The following is a 19,979-nucleotide window of genomic DNA, read 5'->3' as shown; positions in this document are numbered from 1 at the left end:
GGGTGTCAGGGCGGGAGCGGGGGGTCGATCATTGGGGGCATGCAGAGTTTTGACGTTGTTGTGGTCGGGGCCGGACCCGGTGGTGAGGTTGCGGCGGGGAAGCTGGCTGAGGCCGGGCTGAGCGTGGCGGTCGTGGAAGGGGACAAGGTCGGCGGGGAGTGTTCGTTCTACGCCTGCATCCCGTCGAAGGCGCTTCTCCGGCCGGGGGAGTTGCTCGAAGAGGTCCGGCACGTGCCGGGGGCGGCGGAGGCGGTCACCGGCGGGCTCGACGTGGCGGCCGTGCTGGGGCGCCGGGACGAGTTGATCGGGCACCTGGACGACTCGGGGCAGGTGCCGTGGCTCACCGACCGGGGTGTCACGCTGGTGCGGGGCTGGGGGCGGCTCGTGGGGGAGCGCCAGGTTGCGGTGGGTGACGAGGTGCTCGAGGCGCGCCGGGCGGTCATCCTGGCGGGAGGCACCCGGGCCGCGCTGCCGGATATCGAGGGGATCGATGCCGTCGCGCCCTGGACCAACCGGGAGGCGACCACGGCGGAGCGGGTGCCGGCCTCGCTGATCATTGTGGGGGCGGGCGTCGTGGGGTCGGAGATGGCTCAGGCGTACGTGTCCCTCGGCGCCCGGGTCACGCTGGTGGCCGGGCGGCGGGTGCTGCCCAAGGAGGAGGACTTCGCGGGCGAGCAGGTGGCGGCGCGGCTGGTCGAGCAGGGGGTCGACGTCCGGCTCGGGCAGCGGCCCACCGCCGCGCGGCGGGACGCCTCGGGGGTGACGGTGACGCTGGGCGACGGCAGCACGGTGAGCGCGGACGAGCTTCTGGTCGCCACCGGTCGTACGCCGCAAGCGGTTGACCTGGGCCTCGAGGTGGTGGGAGTCAAGCCGGAGGGGTACGTCGAGGTCGACGCGCACATGCGGGTGCCGGGGCAGGACTGGCTGTACGTGATCGGCGACCTCAACGGGCGGGCCCTGTTCACGCACATGGCGAAGTATCAGGCGGCGATCGCGTCCGGCGAGATCCTGGGCCGGCCGATGGTGGCCGACCACCTGGCCGACGGGCCGGGCTCGCCGCGTGTCATCTTCACGTCGCCGCAGGTCGCCGCCGTCGGGCACACCATGGCGTCGGCCGGGCGGGCCGGTCTGCGGGTACGCGTGGTCGACGTCGGCACCGAGGCCAACGCGGGTGGCTCCTACTCGGGTGGCGGCGCCGGCACCGCCCGCTTCCTGGTCGACGAGGATCGCCAGGTGCTCGTCGGCGTCACCGTCACCGGCACCGCGGTGGCCGAGTTCCTGCAGGCCGCCACCGTCGCCATCGTGGGCGAGGTGCCGGTCACCCGGCTGCGGCACGCCATCCCGTCGTTCCCGACCCGCAGCGAGCTCTGGCTCTACTTCTTCAACGAGTACGGGATCTGACCGGCGGCTCGTCGTCGTACTGCCCGGACGGTCCCCGCCAGAGGGCGCCGTCCGGGTAGGGCCACGGGTTGATGGTGCAGCCGTGCATGCCGAGGGTCTGCTGCTGCATCACCGGCGCCGGGTCACCCTTCGCGGGGCAGCGTTCATGGCCGTGCCCCAGCCGGTGCCCGACCTCGTGGTTCACCATGTACTGCCGGTACGCCGCCAGTTCGCCCCGGTAGAACGGCACGCCCCGGGCCCAGCGGGCCACGTTCAGCACGACCTTGTCGCCGTTGCGGCACGAGGTGTAGCCCTCGGGCACGTCGTCGCAGAGCCTGTCGCGGGTGATCGGCGTGGCCAGGTAGAGCGTCATGTCGTACGGCTGGCCCGGACCCACCCGGCGGAACCGCCACTGGCGGCCGCGGATCCAGCCGCGGGGGTCGGCCAGGGTGGCCTCGGCGGCCGCGGCGAAGGTGACCGCGGGCACGCCGGTGATGCCCTGTTCGACGGCCACGCGGTAGCGCAGCAGTCGCCCGCCCCGGCCGGCCGTCGCCGTGCCGGCCGGGGCGAACCGCCACCGGCCGGCGCCCCGCTCGGGGTAGGCGATCGGCTTGGGCCGGGGCGCGGACCGGGAGGGCGCGACCACGCGCGCCGGGACGGACGCCGCCGGCTGCTCCGGTGCGACCGGTGGCGGTTCGGTCGCTGCCGAGTCGCAGGCGGCGAGGGTGCCCGTCACGAGCACCGCCACGGCCCAGCGGTAAATGCGCATCATCAAGAGCCCTCCGCACCCCATGACGATGCGGCCTACGGCTCGGGTTGCACCTCTGAGGAATTGATCACCAACCGCGGCCAGGTCGCGAGGTCGGCCAGCATCTGCCGATCGTGGGTCGCGACGACCACCGCCATCGGGGTGTCGCGCAACGCCGCGGTCAACTCGTCAACGACCGACGCCGACAGGTGGTTCGTCGGTTCGTCGAGAATCAGCACGTCGGGCCGGGTGGCGAGGATCTCCTCGAGCTGCCGTCGCCGCACCTGTCCGGGCGATATCCGGGCGCCGTCGGTGGGCGCCTCCTGAGGCAGGTAGCCGACCCGCGCGCCGTCCACAGCCGCCAGTGCGGCGAGGAGCGTCGACTTGCCCGCCCCGTTCGGCCCGGTCACCAGCAGCCGCTCCCCGCCGGCCAGCCGTACGGTCACCGGCGACCGCAACCGGCCCGGCACCATGACGTCCGGGGCGTCGATCAGCAGCGCCCCGGCCCGGGTGTCGCTCGGCGGGAAGCGGAGCGGCCGCGGTGGCGGCGGCAGCGTGATCCGGTGCGCGTCGAGGGCCTCCTGACGGCGGCGCAACGCCTGCACGATCCCCGGCGCCCGGCTCTGCCGCTTGTGCCTGCCGACGCCCTTGTCCGGCCGCCAGCCCGTGCTGAGCCGGCCCCGGGCCTCGTCGACCGCTTCGCTCAGCCGCCGGTGCTCGGCCACCTGGGACTCGTACTCCTGCTCCCAGCGCTGCCGCTCCCGAGCCCGTCCCACCTGCCAGCCGCGGTAACCGCCCGCATAGAGGCGGGGCCGCCCGTCCGGCGCCGGGTCGAGGTCGAGGAACTCCTCGGCGACGTCCCGCAGCAACGCCCGGTCGTGCGTGACGACGAGGACGCCGCCCGGATGCTGCCGGAGCCGCTCGGTGAGGAAGGCCAGGCCGCCCGCGTCCAGGTGGTTGGTCGGCTCGTCGAGAATCAGCAGGTCGGGCCGGGCGCCGAGCACACACGCCAGCCGCACGCGGTACCGCTGGCCCACCGACAGCGTGTCCAGGCGGCGTTCCCGGTCGGTGCACGCGTCCAGCGCCTCGAGTGCGATGTCGACGCGGCGCTCGGCATCCCAGGCGTCCAGCCGGGTCGCCTCGTCCAAGGCCTTTTCGTACGCGGTGGGGTCCGCCTCGATCGTGCGGAGCGCACCGTCGAGTCGTTCCAGCGCGAGGTGCGCGGGCCGGATCGCCCGCGCGACCAGGGTTCCGACGGTTTCCCCGTTGCCCGCCGCGAGTTCCTGCTCGGCGACGCCGATCGTGCCGGCCCGGTGCACCGTGCCCCGGCCCGGTGCGATCCGGCCGGTCAGGACGTGCAGCAGCGTCGTCTTGCCGCTGCCGTTCGGACCGACCACGGCCAGCCGCGACCGGGTCGAGACGGTCACGTCGACGCCGTCGAGGACGACGCGGTCGCCCCGCACGACGCGCAGGCTTTCGGCCCGTACATGGGATTGAAGAGTCTTCACGGTCTGCTCTCGGCTCGTCTGGGAGCCGGGCAGCGCGATGCGCACCGCCCGGTGAGGACACCAGGACGGCGGTGCAGAAGCTGGGTTTCAGTGAGCTCCGGCCGCCGTCAGCGGCCGGAACGCAACCTCATCGAGGCGGTCGACATGGCGGGAACGCTACCCGGAGCGGGCCGGACCCGCCGCCGATTTTCCGGTGTGCCCGGGATCACACCGAGCGCTCAGAGCCGTCGACGGCGCCCGCGCGATATCGGTGCCAGGGCCGGTCTCCGGAGTATCTGACAGGGTCGTCGCCGAGGTGCCGGAGGCCGTCCGTGCCTCCCTGAACGGAAGGCGGCCGACACGCGCACGGTGGATCTGACGCCGCGAAAAGGCCGGTCGACCGGCGGTCCACGCCTGGCTACCGTCGCCGCATGGCTGAGCTGATCCTTCCGACCACCCGCTTGCACGACGCCTTCCTCGACTGCCACCACGAGTGGGGGCCGGGTCTGCACGAGGACGGTTTCGGGCTGGGTCCCGACGACGACGTGGAAACCGCTGACGGGTTCGCCGTGTGGGTGGGCAACCGTTTGCGGCACACGCACCCCAGCGGCACCCCCTGCCCGCCCGAGCGGCACGGCTCGCCGCGATGGATCGTCGAGGACGGCCGGGTGCTCGGCGGCATCGCGCTGCGGCACTGGGAATCCGACCTCGGGCACATCGGGTACGGGGTGCGGCCGTCGGCGCGACGACGCGGGCTCGCCGGCTGGGCCCTGGCCCGGATGCTGGTCGAAGCCCGCGCCGCCCTCGGCCTGGATCGGGTGCTCATCCCCTGCCTGGCCGGCAACGTGGCGTCGGCCCGGACGATCGAACGCAACGGCGGCGTCCTCGAGAACATCATCGAGACCGGCCACGGCCCGGTCCGGCGCTACTGGATCACGCTGGGATGACCGGGTGCGCGGAGACCGGCGGGCGGTACCGTCCGGTGTGGATCGGATCCGGCGGTGGTGGCTGCCCCTTCTCGCGCTCGTCCTGGCCCTGACGGGCGGTCTGCTGCTGGTCCGCGCCGGAGGTGGTCTGGAACGAGAGCACGTGGTGGTCGGCGGCGTCCCGCTCGACGTGGTGCGCCCGGCCGGGTCGCCGCCCGGCCCGGGCGTGGTGGTGGCGCACGGCTACGCGGGGTCGGCCCGGCTGATGGCCCAGTTCGGCGACACCCTGGCCGCCCGCGGCTGGACGGTCGTGCTGCCCGACCTGGACGGGCACGGGGCGAACACGCGGTCACCCACCGACCTGCAGTACGACCTCGACGTGGCGGTGACCCACCTGCGCGGCCTGCCGGGCGTCGACGGCAGCCGGCTCGCGCTGGTCGGCCACTCGATGGGCGCGGGCGCGGTGACGGCGTACGCGGCGGGACACCCGCGGATCGGGGCCACCGTGGCGATCTCACTGCCCGGCGCGGCGCCCGTCCCGAAAGACCAGCCGGCTCGCCTGCTCCTGCTGACCGGCGGACTGGAGTTCCCCGGTTTCCGGGCGGCCGCCGCCGAAGCGGTAGCGGGCGCCCGGCCCGATCGCCGGGCGCTCGTCGTGCCCGGCGTCGAGCACATCTCCGTCCTGTACGCGCCGGCGACCCACCGCCTCACCGCCGACTGGCTCGGCCCCGGCGACGAGCCGCTGCCGTCCCCGTTGCGCCGCCTCGTCGCGTCCGGCCTGCTGCTGCTCGGCCTGCTACTGGGATTCCCGGCCGTGGCCCGGCTGGGGGTGGGGCCGCTGACCGTCGCTTACGCCGGAGCCACGATCGCCGTGCCGCTGCACCTCGGCTTCACCTATGCGGTCCCGGTAGGGGCCCACCGGTGGGCGCTACTGGGTCTGTGGGCCGGATTCGCGGTGCTGGGCCTGGCCGGCGGATCCCTGCGCAACGACCTGATCGGCGCCGTCCTCGCCGTGGTCGTCCTGACCACGGCCGCGGTGGCCGGTGTCGCCCCCGGCTTCATCCTGCTGGTCGTGCCGCTGCTGGGCGTGCTGATGGTGATCCAGGCGGGCCTGTCGGCGGTGCTGCGGGCGGGCGCGGCGCCGGCCTGGGTGGTCGCGCTGACCGGCTCGCTGCTGGTCGCCTGGCCCATCGCCACGACCCTGCCCCTGGCCTGACCGTCCGGCCGCCACCTAAGCGGCGGTGAGCATCGTCCAGCCGGCGCGTGCGGTGAAGCCGAGCCGCTCGAAGAAGAGCACGGTGTCGTCGCTCGTGTGCAGGTAGGCGGTGTGTGCCCCGGCGGCCCGCCCGCGGCGCAGGATCGCCTCGGTGAGCACCCGGCCGTAGCCCTGCCCGCGGTGCCCGGGCAGGGTGCCGACGTTGGCGATGCCCAGATGGCCCGGGGTCAGCAGCCCGGCGCCGGCCGCGACGACCAGGCCGGTGGTCGTCTCGGCCACGTACGCCCCGATCTGCGGATTGGCCATCGCCTCGGCCGTGTAGACGCGGGCCACGACCTCGTCCGGAACCCCGAAGGCCAGGCCGACGACCCGGGCGAACGTGCCGGCCTCGTCGCTGGCCAGCCGGCGCACCAGGGCCAGGTCGTGCGGGACGGAGCCGGTCGAGGTGCGGCCCTCGAGCTCGGCCACCATGAAATGCTGCTCCTCGCCGCCGGTCAGGCCGAGCCGGGTGGCGGCGGGGCGGCGGCCGCGCGGACGCCCGCCGCGCGACGTGGCCAGCATCTCGACGGCGGCCCGGAAGGCACGCGCGGATGATTCGGTCGAATTGTGGTGCTGCATGGGAACCTTCACGGGCATTCCAGTGGGCGGCACAGGTGAATCCGCCCTTCGTTCAAGCCGGAACAATAGCTCGCCGAGCTGGAGGAGGAGAGCCACCACCAAGTCGTCCGCTTCATCCGGCGCAACCAGGCCAATCCGGTGCTGCCGGCGGTCATCGACGCCGCCCGGCCGCGGCGCTGCGCGAGGACCTGCTCGCGGCCTGAGGGAACGTCAGGCGCCGAAGCCGTCGTCGGCGCCGGCCGGCAGCAGGAAGTGGATCCGGTCGGTGGTGAGTTGATTCACGTCAGATGGACACGTGCCTAACTCTTTCGGGGAGGCGACAGCAGCCCGTCGCTCGGCGAGTGTGGAGGGTGCCGGGTCCCACGAGGAGCGGGGTGTCTGTGAGCGTCACCAACGAGACAGTGCTGCCGGAACTACGCAACGCCTGGTGGGAGCACGGCGTGCGCCGACGGGCCGAGACCGGGGTGCTCGGCGTCTTCGCCGAGCTTCCCCAGTTCGTACGCCAGGCGATCGCTCTGGCCTGGCGGGCCGACAAGATGCGGACGACTGTGGTGGGCCTGGCCACGCTCGGCAGCGGGGCCATGGCCACGTTCGGGCTGTTGTCGACGCAGAAGCTGCTGGTCGCGCTGTTCGCCGGTGGGCCGACGCCCGACCGGGTGCGCGCGGCCCTGCCCGCACTGATCGCGCTGGCCGCGGCCACCGCGCTGCGGGGCGCGCTGGGTATCGCGATCGGGTACGCCCAGAACGGGCTCACGCCCCGGGTCAACCAGGCCGCCGAGCGCCGCCTGTTCGAGGCCACCACCGCCGTACGCCTGGACGCGTTCGACGCCGACGCCTTCGCCGACGACATGGAACGGGCGAGTCGCGGCAGCGACGCCGCCAACGGCCTGGTCCACGACACCTCGAACGTGCTCGCCGGCTTCGTCGGGCTGGCCGCCGTGGCCGTCGCGGTCGTCCTCATCAACCCGTTGCTGCTGCTCGCGCTGGTCGTCGCCACCGTTCCCAACGGGTACGCCGCCCTGCGCGCCGGCCACCTGCGGTACTCCAGCTACCTGGCCGGCTCGGTCCGCCGGCGCCGCCGCTTCGTGCTGGAACGCCAGATGGCCGACCGCGAGTCCGCTCCGGAACTGCGGTCGTACGGCCTGCGCGGCTTCCTGCTCGGCCAGTACGACATGGTGATGGGCGCCCAGACCACCGAGGACCTGACCCTGGCCCGCCGGGTCACCACGACCACCAGCGTCGGCGCGGTGATCAGCGGCATCGGCCTGGGCGGGGTGTGGGTGCTGCTCGGCTTCCTGCTGGCCGGCGGGCACATCCCGCTCGCGGCCGCGGTGACCTGTGTGGTCGCCGTCCAGGCGGCCCAGCGGGCGCTGTCGACCATCACGTTCCAGCTCGACGGCATGTTCACCGACGGCCAGTTCTTCAAGGAGTACGTCAACTTCCTAGAACGCGCCAAGCAGTACATGCCCGGCGCCGACCGGGAGGACCAGCCGAAGCCGGCGGCCCTGGAACGCCTCGACATCCGTGCCGTCAGCCTGCGCTACCCGGATCGCGACAACCCGGCCGTCGACCAGGTCTCGCTCACCATCGAGGCTGGGCAGACCGTCGCCTTCGTCGGCGAGAACGGCTCCGGCAAGTCGACCCTGGCCGCGATGATCGCCGCCCTGCGCGCCCCGACCGACGGCGTGATCGAGTGGAACGGCCGCCCGGTCGCCGACTGGGACCGCGACGCCCTGATCGCCCGCATCGCCGTCGTGCTGCAGGAGCACCACAAGTGGCCGTACACCGCGGCCACCAACATCGCGATGGGTGACCTGGCCGTCGACGCCGAGCAGGAGCGCATCGAGGGCGCGGCGCTGCGGGCGGCCGCGCACGAGACGATCCAGTCGCTGCCGCACGGCTACCGGACCCTGCTCGACCGCACGTTCAAGGAGGGGCACGACCTCTCCGGCGGCCAGTGGCAGCGGATCACCGCCGCCCGCGGCTTCTATCGCGACGCCGACCTGCTCATCATGGACGAGCCCTCGTCCGCGCTCGACCCGCGCGCCGAGGAAGCGTTGTTCCAGGCCATCCGCAGCCGGCAGGGGCACCGCACGACGATCCTCATCACGCACCGGCTGGCCAACGTCAAGCACGCCGACCAGATCTTCGTGCTGCACGAGGGCCTGCTGGTCGAGCAGGGCGCCCACGCCGATCTGATGGCCCGCGGCGGCCGCTACGCCGGCCTGTTCACTCTGCAGGCAGCGGGATATCGATAGCCTCGACGAATGGAGATCGAGCGGCGTCTGTGGTCGCCGGAGCCGGCCCGGGAGTGGCTCGAGGCGTACCCGCTCGGCAACGGGCGGCTGGGGGCCATGGTCTACGGCACGCCGGGCCGCGAGCACCTGCAACTCAACGACGGCACGGCGTGGTCGGGCAGTCCGGCCAGCGAGCCGGCCAACAGCCACATCGATCCCGTGGTCGCCGCCGAGGCCCTGGCCGGGGCGCGGGCAGCGCTGGCCGCCGGCGACGCGGCCGGGGCCGACCGGCGGCTGCTCGCGGTGCAGGGCGGTTGGTCCCAGGCCTATCTGCCCTTCGCCGACCTGCGCGTGGCGATCGGCGACGCCCGCGTCACCGACTACCACCGCGAGCTCGACCTGGGCACGGCGACCCACCGGGTCCGCTACCGCCTCGACGGCAATCCCGTCGTCCACCGGTGTTTCGTCTCGCAGCCCGACGGCGTGCTCGTGCTCGTCATCGAGGCGGGGGAGCCGATGGACGTCTCGTGGTCGCTGTCGTCGCCGCTGCGGGTGCTGGGCGGCGGGGACGACTGGCTGACCGTGCGGCTGCCCAGCGACATGCCGCCGCCGCACGAGCCGGACCTGGCACCGGTCTGGGGCTCGACGTCCCTGCGGGGCGCGGTCGTGGGGCGGGCGCGGCACGACGGGCGGCGGTTCGAGCTCATCGTCGCCACCGCGACCACCTTCGACGGGATCGGGCGCGAGCCGCGGGGCGACGAGCAGGACGCGCGGCGGCAGGCGCAGGAGCGCGTCGATCAAGCTCACGAGCGCGGGGTGGCCGAGCTGACCGGGCGGCACGTCGCGGCGTACGGGAAGATCTTCGGGCGGACGACGCTGGAGCTGCCCACGCATCCGGAGGCCGCGCTGCTCTTCCACTACGGCCGCTACCTGGCGATCAGCTCGTCGGCGGCGGGCGGCCTGCCCTCGACGCTGCAGGGGCTGTGGAACGACCGGATGCGGCCGCCGTGGAGCTCCAACTACACGCTCAACGTCAACACCGAGATGAACTACTGGGCGGCCACGACGGCCGACCTGGGCGAGACCCTCGAGCCGGTGCTCGACCTGCTCGCGGCGCTGGCCGACAAGGGCCGGGCCACCGCCCGTACGGTGTACGGCGCGCGGGGCTGGGCCGCCCACCACAACACCGACGCATGGGCGTTCACCTCGCCGGTCGGGCGCGGGCGGGCCGACCCGGCGTGGGCGTTCTGGCCGTTGGGCGGCGTGTGGCTGTGCCGGCTGGTCCACGACTCGGCCGACCCCCGGGTGTGGCCGATCCTGCGCGGCGCCGCCGAGTTCTGCCTCGACTGGCTGCCGACGGGACTGTCGACCTCCCCGGAGAACCACTATCTGTCCCCGTCGGGCGAGGCGGTGGCGGTGGCGTCCTCGTCCACGATGGACAGCGTTCTGATCGCCGAGCTCTTCGACGCGGTGCTGGCGCGCGGGCCCGCCGACGACCCGGTCGTCGCCGAGGTGCGCGCGGCCCGCCCGGCGATTCCCGCCCCGGCGGTGCACGACGGGCTCATCGCGGAGTGGCCGGGCTGTCCGCCGCCGGCCGAGCCGCACCACCGGCACCTCAGTCACCTGGTGTTCGCGTATCCCGGGGACACGCCGGCCGATCCCGAGGTGCGGGCCGCCGTCTCCCGCAGCCTGGACGCCCGTGGCGACGAGGCGACCGGCTGGTCGCTGGCCTGGAAGCTCGCGCTGCGGGCCCGGCTGCACCAGCCCGAGCACGTGTCCCGGCTGCTCGACCTGGTGCTGCGGCCCGCGACGGCCGAGCGCGCGGGGCTCTACCCCAACCTGTTCTCGGCCCACCCGCCGTTCCAGATCGACGGCAACCTCGGGTACGTCGCCGCGGTCGCCGAGATGCTCGTGCAGAGCCACTCCGGCATGATCGAGTTGTTGCCCGCCGTTCCGTCGCAGTGGCCCGAGGGCCGGGTGTCCGGGCTGGTCGCCCGGCCCGGGGTCGCGGTCGACGTGGCCTGGACGACGGTCGACGGCCGGGTGCGGGTGACCGATTTCGCCCTGCGAGCGCGCCGCCCGCAGGCCCGGACCACGGTCACCGTCCTGGTGAACGGCGGCCGGGTGGCCGTGGACCTGACCTCGGGGGAGAGATGACGTCACAGTTCGAGATCGTCGAGCCGCCGGTGGGCGCGCTGCCGCCCCGGGCGCGGCTGCGCTCGACGGCGGGGGTTCTGCCGCTGGACGCCCGGTGGCAGTTCTTCTGGTCGCCCACCGCCGACACCGGCAAGGACCCGGCCGACCCCGGCCTGTCGTGGGACACGCTGCCGGTTCCGTCGCACTGGCAGTTGCACGGCTACGGCTCCCCGGCGTACACCAATGTCCGCTTTCCCTTCCCGGTCGATCCGCCGCACGTGCCCGCGCAGAACCCGACCGGGGAGTACCGGCGGATGATCCGCCGGCCGGCGGATTGGCGCGGCGGCCGCGTGTTGCTGCGCTTCGACGGTGTCGACTCGTGGTTCCAGGTGTGGGTCAACGGCGCTGAGGTCGGACGGGCCTCGGGCAGCCGGCTGACCGTCGAGTTCGACGTGACCGGGCACCTGACCGGCGGCGACGACGTGCTGGCCGTGCGGGTCCACCAGTGGAGTTTCGGCAGCTACGTCGAGGACCAGGACCAGTGGTGGCTGTCCGGCATCTTCCGCTCGGTCGCGCTGCTGCACCGGCCCGAGGGCGGCATCGACGACCTGTGGGTGGTCGCCGGCACGGACGGCTCGCTGGAGGTCACGGCGCCGGTTCCGGTTTCCTGGTCGCGGCCCGAAGACGTGCAGCCCTGGTCGGCCGAGAAGCCCGCGCTGTACCGGCTGCAGGTGAGCACCGCCGCCGAGACGGTCTCGCTCGACATCGGCTTCCGGACCGTGCGCGTCGACGGCGACCGGCTGCTGCTCAACGGGAAGCCGCTGGTGTTCCGCGGCGTCAACCGGCACGACATCGACGCCCGTACGGGCCGGGCCGTCTCCCGCGAACGCATGGAGCACGACGTCGCGCTGATGAAGCAGCACAACATCAACGCCGTACGGACGAGCCACTACCCGCCCGACCCGTACTTCCTGTCGCTGTGCGACCGCCACGGGCTCTACGTGATCGACGAGTGCGACCTCGAGACGCACGGCTTCCAGCCGGTCGGCTGGCGCGGCAACCCGTCCGACGACCCGGACTGGGCCGGCGTCTACCTCGATCGCATGCGGCGGATGGTCGAACGCGACAAGAACGCCCCCAGCGTCGTGATGTGGTCGCTCGGCAACGAGGCGGGCTGGGGCCGCAATCTGGCCGCGAACGCCCGCTGGGCCCGGGAGCGCGACACGACCCGGCCGATCCACTACGAGGCCGACGAGGAATGCGAGAGCGTCGACGTCTACAGCCGGATGTATCCCACCTACGACAAGCTGGAGGCCATCGGCCGGCACGCAGAGCCCGCCCTGGCCGACCCGGCGCGCGACCGCCGGCGTCGCGGCCTGCCGATGATCATGTGTGAGTACGGGCACGCCATGGGCAACGGGCCGGGCGGGCTGGCCGACTACGAGGCCGTCATCGACGCGTACCCGCGGCTGGCCGGCGGCTTCATCTGGGAGTGGGCCGACCACGCCCTGCTGCGCGACGGCTCCTACCGCTACGGCGGCGACTTCGGCGAGCCGATCCACGACGGCTCGTTCGTCGTCGACGGGCTGCTCCTCCCGGACCGTACGCCGTCGCCCGGCCTGCTCGAGTACGCCGCCGTGATCACCCCCGTACGCCTGACCCTCGACGGCCCCGACCTGGTCATCGAGAACAGGTGGAGCTTCACCGCCACCGAGGACGTCGTCTTCGCCCACGCCTCCGGCGAGATCCTCGACGTCCCCCCGATTGCTCCGCTGTCGTCGCACCGCGTCCATCACCCCGCGCAACCCCTCGACATCACCGCCACCCTGGACGGCCGTGTGCTGTCCCGGGTTCAGCGCACCTCCTCGGCCGTCGCCGCGGTGGTGGAGACCGGCCGGCCGGCCACCCGGCCCGACCAACTGGGCCCGTTCCCGCTGGCCGGACTCACCCTCGACACCTGGCGGGCGCCCACCGAGAACGACCGTTTCCCCGGCTGGGACGCCACGGTGTCCCTGGAGAACCAGTGGCGGGCCGCCGGCCTCGACCGCCTCCTGCCGTCGGCCGACGGCCGTCGCCACCTCCCGGCCGGCCTCGACAGCGGCTTCGAGGTCGACTACCGCTGGTCCGAGCACGGCAACGCGCTCCGCCTGGAGGTCGACATCGAGCGCCTGGGGGAGTGGCGGCTCCCGCTGCCCCGCCTCGGCGTGGCGCTGGCGTTGCGCACACCCGATCCCGGCTCGACGGTCTTCGAGTGGCTGGGACTCGGGCCGGGCGAGTCCTACCCCGACTCGCGGGCCGCGGTCTGGCACGGACAGCACCGCCTGACCGTGCGGGAGGCGCAGACCCCGTACGTGGTCCCGCAGGAGAACGGCAACCGTTCCGACGTCTCGTGGTTGAGACTGCGGAGCCCGTCCGGAACCCTCCGCATCGACGGCGACGAGCCGTTCAATGCCGCCGTCCGCCCGTGGTCGGCCACCGCTCTGGAGACCGCACGCCACGCGGATGAACTGACGGAGGGCGACGTGCTCTGGGTGCACCTCGCGGCCGGGGTGACCGGCCTCGGTTCGGCCAGTTGCGGGCCCGCCGTGCGCCCATCGGCCCAGTACCGGGCGTCCCGCGTACGCCTCGGATTCGTCTTCACCGTCGACTGAACCCGGCCTCGGTGGGTCTAGGGCCAGAGGTCGGGGTCGGCCCATGCGCCGGTGATGGCGAGGTCGGCGTCCTGGCCGCGCTGGCGGGCGAAACGCAGGGCCAGGCGTTGCAGCCGCACCGTCATCGGGATCTGGTCGAGCAGGGCCGAACCGGTGCCGGCCTCGGTGCTGAACGTGGCGACCTGGATCCGTTCCAGCGCCGCGGCGTGGCGCAGCGCGGTGGTCAGCTCGTCGGCGTCGGCCGTGGGTTGCAGCACGAGCAGGGTGTCGGCCGCCGTATAGGGGACCGCGCCGCCGTGCAGCAGCCGGTCCGGATCGAAGCCCTCGCACAGAATGCGGGCGCCCTCGCGGATCTTCAGGGCGCCCTCGCGGGCGGTGACCGACCACGGGCCGGGGCCGACGATCGCCATCGCGCGGGCCGGCACGGGCACCTCGCCCGGTTCCTCGTAGAGCCGGCCGGCGACCGCTTCGACGGCCCTCGGGCCGCCGCCGGGGGCGCCGAGGTGGTGGGCGATCTGGGCGAGGACGGTCAGGGCCGCGGTGTAGCTGACCGTGTACGTCTCGGACGTCTCGGCCACCGGCGTGCGCACCGCCTCGGGCCAGTCGACCTGCGGCCCGGTCACCGACACGAGCGGGAGGCCCGCGTCGAGGGCGATCCGGCGGCTGCGCCGAGCGTACGCGGTCTTGCCGGTGTGGGTGACGACGACAGCCGCGTCGCCGTCGCGGATCAGGCTGCCCGTGAAGGCGTTGGCAGCGACCCAGCGGGCGTCGTGACCGGCCGCGCCCAGCTCGGCGGCGCCCAGTTCGGCCGCGTGCAGGCTCGCGCCGGTGCCGATCAGCCAGATGCGCCGCGCCCCGGCCAGCCGGTCGGCGGCCGGCGCGGTCAGGGCCGGGTCGGCAAGGCTGCGGACCGCCGCCGGCTGCGCCGCGATCATCCGTTCCAGCTGTGCGGTCATGGGGGCATCCTCTCAGCCGGCGTCGTGGCCGTTCCGTCGCTGTGGTGGTCGACCAGGATCGTGAGCAGGTCAGTCAGCTGGGCGCGCTGGGTTGCGGTGAGCGGGGCCAGCACCTCGTCCTCGACGGCGGCCAGCACCCGGTCGAGCTTGCGCAGCGCGCGGCGTCCGGCGCCGGTGATCCGGACGAGGTTGCGGCGCTTGTCGGCCGGGTCCGGCGCACGTTCGACCTGTTCGCGCTCGGCGAGCTCGTTGAGGACGGCGACCAGGTCGCTGCGGTAGATGCGGGTGCGATCGCTCAGCCGGGCCTGGCTGGCCGGGCCGAACTCGTCGAGCGTGGCCAGCACGGCGTAGTGCCACTTGCGGGCGCCGGCGCGGGCCAGCTCGTCGTTGACCCGCCGGTCGGAATGCATGGCGGCCAGCGAGAGCAGGCGCGTGCGCAGGGTCCGTAGCCGCTGGGCGCCCTCGTTCACCGGGCCACCGTAGCACTTGCGTTAGTCCCACTAACGACCTACCGTCAGCGTTAGTCGGACTAATGAATTGGAGCCCATCATGACGACCATCCCGTTCGGCGCCCAGCTCGTCGGCCGCACCGAGAAGGCCCTCAACGCGCTGCTGGAACGCTCGCTGTCCGGCACCGGCCTGACCGAGCCGCAGTGGGTCGCCCTCACCCTGACCATGACGGCCGAGGGCGCCGACCCCGCGGCCCGTGTCGCCCATGCTCTGCGCGTCGACGAGAACACCGCTCGCCGGCGCCTGGCCGAGCTGGCCACCGCCGGTCTGGTGCAGCCGGCGCTCGGCGGCGTGCTTGAGCCCACCGCTCTCGGCCGCATCCTCTGGAACAACGTGCGCACCGAGACGGCCACCATCGCTGACAGCCTGTGGGGCAATCTCCCCGAGGGTGACCGGGAAGCGGCGGCCCGGGTCCTGAACGCCGTCCTCACCCGCGCCGACGCCGCCCTGGCCGCGTAGCGGGCGCCGGCGACGGCGTGAACTGGCGCCGCCCCGGCCCAGTGGCGGGCGCCGGCGACGGCGTGAACAGGCGCCGCCCCGGCCTGGTGGCGGGCGCCGGCGATGGCGTGAACTGGCACCGCCCCGGCCCAGTAGCAGGGGGCTGCTCGACTGACCGGCGCGCGCGTCGGCTGTGAACGATAACAAACCGGCCAATCGTACGAGTCCCGCTGGCCGTCCACAAGAGGCGCGACGCAGATTGGGAGCGCTCCCAGATTTAAGGAAACGTTGATTGACGTCTATGAAATGGGCCGGATAACGTGCGCCTCCCTGTTACGCACGTGTTTCCAAGGCGGATAGATGTCTCCTACCCGTGGCACCCGGCGGCGAGCGGCCCTGGCCGGCGTCGTCGCCCTGCTGACCCTCCTCGGACTGTGGACCGCGACGGCCGCCGGCGCCGCCGCGGCCGGTTGCAAGGTCGTCTACACGGTCGGCTCGCAGTGGAGCGGCGGCTTCACGGCCAACGTCGCCATCACCAACCTCGGCGATGCGATCCCGAGCTGGCGCCTGACGTGGGCGTTCCCCGCTGCCCAGAGCGTCACCCAGGCCTGGAACGCCACGGTCACGGCGAGCGGCGCGGACGTCACGGCCACCAACGCGAGCTACAACGGCTCGATCGCCACCGGCGCCACCACGAGCTTCGGCTTCAACGGCACCTTCACCGGCAGCAACCCGGCGCCGACGACGTTCGCGCTCAACGGCGTGGCCTGCACCGGAGCGACCGCACCGCCGACGACGCCCCCGACCACCGGCCCGGTCACGCCGCCGCCGGCCGGAGACGCGGAAGCGACGGTCGCGGCCATGCAGCCGGGCTGGAACCTGGGCAACTCGCTGGACGCGACCGGCGCCGACGAGACCTCGTGGGGCAACCCGCGCATCACCGAGGCGCTGCTCGACGGCGTCAAGGCGCAGGGCTTCAAGAGCATCCGGATCCCGGTCACCTGGGGCCAGCACCAGGGCGGCTCGCCGGGCTACACCATCGAGGCCGCGTACCTGGCCCGGGTCAAGGAGGTCGTCGACTGGGCGCTGGCCGACGGCTTCTACGTGATGATCAACGTCCACCACGACTCGTGGCAGTGGCTCAACAGCATGCCCGGCGCCCAGGCCCGCTACGACGCCACGTGGACCCAGATCGCCGCCGCCTTCCGGGACAGTCCCGAGCGGCTCGTCTTCGAGAGCGTCAACGAGCCCCAGTTCAGCGACGAGGGCCAGAGCGCGACCCACCTCAACGCGCTCAACACGTCCTTCCACCGCATCGTGCGCGGCTCCGGCGGCGGCAACGCGACCCGGCTGCTCGTGCTGCCCACCCTGCACACCTCGGCCGATCAGGTGCACCTGGACGCCCTGGCCACGACGATCGCCTCGCTCAACGACCGGAACATCGCCGCCACCGTGCACTACTACGGCTACTGGCCGTTCAGCGTGAACATCGCCGGCACCACCACGTTCGACGCCACCACCCAGGCCGACCTCGTCGGCTACCTCGACCGCTCGGCCGCCACGTTCACCGCCAAGGGCATCCCGGTGATCCTGGGCGAGTGGGGCCTGCTCGGTTTCGACCGGTCGCTGGACGCGGTCGAGCAGGGCGAGAAGCGCAAGTTCTTCGAGTACCTCGGCTGGTACGCCCGGCAGAAGAAGATCACCACGATGCTCTGGGACAACGGCCAGCACTTCGACCGCACGGCGCTGGCCTGGCGCGACGCCGAGCTCTACGCGCATCTGAAGTCGGCCTGGACGACTCGCTCAGGAACGGCCAGCACCGATCAGGTTTTCCTGTCCAAGTCGACGGCCATCACCGCCAAAACGGTCACGCTCCACCCGAACGGCACGACGTTCACCGCGCTGCGCCTCAACAACGCCGATCTCGTACGGGGCACCGACTACACCATTTCGGGCAACGAGATCACGTTGAGCGCCGCGCTGCTGACCAGGCTGGCCGGCGATCGCGCGTACGGCGTCAACGCCCGCATCACGGCGGTCTTCTCGGCCGGCGTGCCGTGGCGGATCAACCTCATTTCGTACGACACCCCGACCGTCGCCGCCCGCAGCGGGACCACCGCCGCCTTCACGATCCCGGTGACGTTCCGCGGCGACCGGATCGCCACCATGGAAGCGAAGTACGCCGACGGCAGCAACGCCGGGCCGCAGAACTGGACGTCGTTCAAGGAGTTCGCCCACACGTTCCTGCCCGACTACACGGCGAACACGCTCGCGCTCACCCCGGAGTTCTTCGCCGAGGTCAACGACGGCGCGAAGGTGACGCTCACCCTGCACTTCTGGAGCGGCGCCACGGTCACCTACTACGTCACGAAGTCCGGAAGCACCGTCACCGGTGCGACTGCGTGACGACCGGTTCCGGAGCCGGCCCACGCGGCCGGCTCCGGGACACCGCCACCCCGGCCAGGCACAGCGCCCCGCCGGCGATGGCCAGCGCGCGCGGCACCTCGTCGAGGATCGCCCACGACAACAGGATGACGACGACCGGAACGGCGTACGTCGTGGAGCCCATCTTGCCCGCGGTGGTGCGGGCCAGGGCGTACGCCCACGTGGTGAAAGCGACGGCGGTCGGGAACACGCCGAGATACACAACATTGAGCGTGGCGCTCATCGGCGCTGTGCGAATGTCGTCGATCAGCTGCCCTGCGAACGGCAAACACGCAACCGCGCCGATCAAACAGCCAAAAGTGGTCGCCTGCAACGCCGACGCGTGCCGGAGCGCGGGCTTCTGCGCGACCACCCCCGCCGCATAGGTGATCGCGGCGACCAGGCACAGCAGCACGCCGAGCACCGACGCCCGCCCGCCGCCGGACATCGACAACCCGACGACGACCGCGCCCGCGAACGAGACGCCGATCCCGGCCATCAGCCGTGGGGGAAAGCCCTCGTGCAGCAGCCATCCGGCGAGCAGAGCCATCAGCGCCGGCCCCACGTTGACGATCATCGCGGCCGTTCCCGCGTCGACCAGTTCCTCGCCCCAGTTCAGCGCCACCATGTAGAGCCCGAACCACAGCAGTCCCGAGATGACGATTCCGGGCCAGGCCGCGCGCGGTGGCAGCCCCTGACGCCGGATCAGCAGGAAGAGCACGAGAACGACCGCCCCGGAGAGCAGCCGTCCCAGAGCGAGCGATCCGGGCGAGAAGTGCGGGGCGGCGGCCCGGATCCCGACGAACGCCGAGGCCCAGAACACCACCGTGACCGAAGCGGCGGCGACAGCCGCCCCCGGCACGCGTTGGTTTTCCATACCGGGAAGCCAACCGTGCGAACACTTCGGTGGCTAGCGAAAAACGGACTGCTCATTCACTCGTCCAGTCCGGCGTCCGGCCCGGAGGAGGAGCGATGAAACGTCGTGTTGTCTGGTTGGCCGCCTGTCTCATGGCGGCGTTCTCGGTTGTGGCCGTGCTGCGCCCGGCCTACGCGGCAGTGGGATGCCGCGTCACCTACGCGGTCACCAATCAGTGGCCGGGAGGATTCGGCGCCGCGGTGACCGTGGCCAACCTGGGCGATCCGCTCAACGGGTGGTCGCTCACGTTCGTGTTCCCGGACGGCGGCCAGAAGGTCGCGGACGGCTGGAACGGCACGTTCACGCAGAGCGGGTCCGCCGTCACGGTCACCAACGCGGCCTGGAACGCGTCGGTCGCCGGCGGCGGCACGATCAGCCTCGGATTCAACGGCTCGTACGCGTCCGCCAACCCGGCGCCCACCGCCTTCTCGGTGAACGGGACGGCGTGCACGGGCTCGGCGCCCACCACGTCGCCGCCCGCGCCAACCACGCCAACCACGCCGCCCACGCCAACCACGCCGACGCCCACGGTTCCGCCGGCCGGTGACGCGTGGAGCCCGCCGTCGACGCTCGTGCAACCGCTGGCCGCAGTCTGGGCCCATCAGGAACAGACCTACAGCAACGGGAACCTGTACGGCTTCCGGAACTACGGCTGGGACCAGTTGTTCGCGGCCGACGGCGCCATCAACTACTGCGTCCGCTGGGACTCCACGGCACGGGTGACCGCCGCCCAGCGTGACGCCATCCACGGCGCGCTGCAGGGGCAGTACCAGAAGTGGATGGACCAGATGCTCGACAACGGCCAAGGCTGGAACAACTGGCCGTACCGGCAGGTGCCGGTGAAGGTCGTCGGCTGGGCCGTCCGCGACCGGGCACAGCTCGACTGGACCGACAACTCGGTCGACATCTACGTGGGCAACATCAACGAGAACGCCCCGCAGTGCGCCCCGGCCTGCGGTCGCTTCTTCCACCAGGACAACAACTATTCGGGCTGCCCCGGCGGAGCCTCCCACCACTACGACCACTCGCTGTGGCTGACCGCCGGCTTCGGCGGCGGCGCGGGCGGCGACTGGGGTCAGCGGATGGGCTCGGAGTACTTCCTGAGCAACCTGAACGCGGAGAACATCCACATCTTCCTGCACGAGCTGGGCCACACGTACGGCCTGGACGACTTCTACGACTGGGACCCGACGCCCGGCCGCGGTTTCCTCATGCGGGCGGGCAGCGCCACCCAGATCACCGACTTCGACAAGTGGATGTTCCGCGACTGGTGGCGCCACCTGAAGTCTCGCTACGGCCGCTGAACGGGGCCCTGTCCGAACGGCCCGGATCGTTC

15 protein-coding genes are annotated in these 19,979 nt (G+C 72.6%); 9 read left to right on the top strand and 6 right to left on the bottom strand.

Annotation, left to right across the window (positions count from 1 at the left end; all coding sequences use genetic code 11):
• The first annotated feature begins 39 nt into the window (after positions 1–39).
• Positions 40–1,401 carry a dihydrolipoyl dehydrogenase family protein gene (locus LXN57_RS00490; protein WP_251796061.1) on the top strand — a complete coding sequence of 454 codons (1,362 nt, stop codon included), beginning with the start codon at positions 40–42 and terminating at the stop codon, positions 1,399–1,401.
• Here the strand turns inward: LXN57_RS00490 and LXN57_RS00485 are convergent.
• Positions 1,382–2,152 (bottom strand): DUF3152 domain-containing protein, encoded by a 771-nt coding sequence (locus tag LXN57_RS00485; protein ID WP_251796060.1) that lies wholly within the window; start codon positions 2,150–2,152, stop codon positions 1,382–1,384. The two genes, LXN57_RS00490 and LXN57_RS00485, sit on opposite strands and share 20 nt — an antisense overlap.
• A gap of 32 nt (positions 2,153–2,184) precedes the next feature.
• A complete protein-coding gene (locus tag LXN57_RS00480; RefSeq protein WP_251796059.1) occupies positions 2,185–3,636 on the bottom strand; it encodes an ATP-binding cassette domain-containing protein in 1,452 nt (483 codons plus the stop codon).
• Positions 3,637–4,046: 410 nt separating this feature from the next.
• Between LXN57_RS00480 and LXN57_RS00475 the strand changes: the two genes are divergently transcribed.
• Both LXN57_RS00475 and LXN57_RS00470 read left to right on the top strand, forming a co-directional pair.
• Positions 4,047–4,562, top strand: a complete 516-nt coding sequence (locus tag LXN57_RS00475) for a GNAT family N-acetyltransferase (RefSeq protein ID WP_251796058.1) — start codon at positions 4,047–4,049, stop codon at positions 4,560–4,562.
• A 37-nt stretch (positions 4,563–4,599) separates the two neighbouring features.
• Complete coding sequence (locus LXN57_RS00470) at positions 4,600–5,757, top strand: alpha/beta hydrolase (protein ID WP_251796057.1); 1,158 nt, start codon at positions 4,600–4,602, stop codon at positions 5,755–5,757.
• Positions 5,758–5,772: 15 nt separating this feature from the next.
• Here the strand turns inward: LXN57_RS00470 and LXN57_RS00465 are convergent, their stop codons facing one another.
• Positions 5,773–6,375, bottom strand: coding sequence for a GNAT family N-acetyltransferase (locus LXN57_RS00465; RefSeq protein WP_251796056.1), 603 nt, complete (start codon positions 6,373–6,375; stop codon positions 5,773–5,775).
• A gap of 287 nt (positions 6,376–6,662) precedes the next feature.
• On the opposite strand from LXN57_RS00465, the gene LXN57_RS00460 reads away from it, so the two are divergent.
• From LXN57_RS00460 to LXN57_RS00450, 3 genes are read left to right on the top strand one after another with little or no spacing between them, the layout of a single operon-like run.
• Positions 6,663–8,633, top strand: coding sequence for an ABC transporter ATP-binding protein (locus LXN57_RS00460; RefSeq protein WP_438872815.1), 1,971 nt, complete (start codon positions 6,663–6,665; stop codon positions 8,631–8,633).
• Between the two features lie 9 nt (positions 8,634–8,642).
• Positions 8,643–10,769: a glycosyl hydrolase family 95 catalytic domain-containing protein gene (locus tag LXN57_RS00455; RefSeq protein ID WP_251796054.1), complete on the top strand. Its 2,127-nt coding sequence runs from the start codon at positions 8,643–8,645 to the stop codon at positions 10,767–10,769.
• Positions 10,766–13,399, top strand: a complete 2,634-nt coding sequence (locus LXN57_RS00450; protein WP_251796053.1) for a glycoside hydrolase family 2 TIM barrel-domain containing protein — start codon at positions 10,766–10,768, stop codon at positions 13,397–13,399. Before LXN57_RS00455 ends, LXN57_RS00450 begins: the two co-directional genes overlap by 4 nt.
• A 17-nt stretch (positions 13,400–13,416) precedes the next feature.
• Here LXN57_RS00450 and LXN57_RS00445 read toward each other — a convergent pair whose 3' ends face one another.
• Together LXN57_RS00445 and LXN57_RS00440 are read right to left on the bottom strand one after the other, a co-directional pair.
• Positions 13,417–14,355, bottom strand: coding sequence for a hypothetical protein (locus LXN57_RS00445; RefSeq protein WP_251796052.1), 939 nt, complete (start codon positions 14,353–14,355; stop codon positions 13,417–13,419).
• The gene (locus LXN57_RS00440; RefSeq protein WP_251796100.1) at positions 14,352–14,765 is read right to left on the bottom strand and encodes a MarR family winged helix-turn-helix transcriptional regulator; all 414 of its coding nucleotides are present in this window, start codon (positions 14,763–14,765) and stop codon (positions 14,352–14,354) included. The genes LXN57_RS00445 and LXN57_RS00440 overlap by 4 nt, the downstream gene beginning before the upstream one ends.
• A 139-nt stretch (positions 14,766–14,904) precedes the next feature.
• Here LXN57_RS00440 and LXN57_RS00435 point away from each other — a divergent pair, with 139 nt between their 5' ends.
• The gene (locus LXN57_RS00435) at positions 14,905–15,324 is read left to right on the top strand and encodes a winged helix DNA-binding protein (RefSeq protein WP_251796051.1); all 420 of its coding nucleotides are present in this window, start codon (positions 14,905–14,907) and stop codon (positions 15,322–15,324) included.
• 339 nt (positions 15,325–15,663) lie between these two features.
• Positions 15,664–17,709, top strand: a complete 2,046-nt coding sequence (locus LXN57_RS00430; protein ID WP_251796050.1) for a cellulase family glycosylhydrolase — start codon at positions 15,664–15,666, stop codon at positions 17,707–17,709.
• On the opposite strand, the gene LXN57_RS00425 is transcribed toward LXN57_RS00430, so the two are convergent.
• Positions 17,690–18,604: a DMT family transporter gene (locus tag LXN57_RS00425; RefSeq protein ID WP_251796049.1), complete on the bottom strand. Its 915-nt coding sequence runs from the start codon at positions 18,602–18,604 to the stop codon at positions 17,690–17,692. The genes LXN57_RS00430 and LXN57_RS00425 overlap by 20 nt on opposite strands.
• A 95-nt stretch (positions 18,605–18,699) precedes the next feature.
• On the opposite strand from LXN57_RS00425, the gene LXN57_RS00420 reads away from it, so the two are divergent.
• A complete protein-coding gene (locus LXN57_RS00420) occupies positions 18,700–19,947 on the top strand; it encodes a cellulose-binding domain-containing protein (RefSeq protein ID WP_251796048.1) in 1,248 nt (415 codons plus the stop codon).
• Positions 19,948–19,979: the final 32 nt, after the last annotated feature.

The sequence above is a fragment of the Paractinoplanes hotanensis genome (assembly GCF_023717965.1).
GTDB classification, from domain to species: Bacteria; Actinomycetota; Actinomycetes; order Mycobacteriales; family Micromonosporaceae; genus Actinoplanes; species Actinoplanes polyasparticus.
Note: the sequence above shows the minus strand (reverse complement) of the source record. Positions and strands in the feature narration are given on the sequence as shown.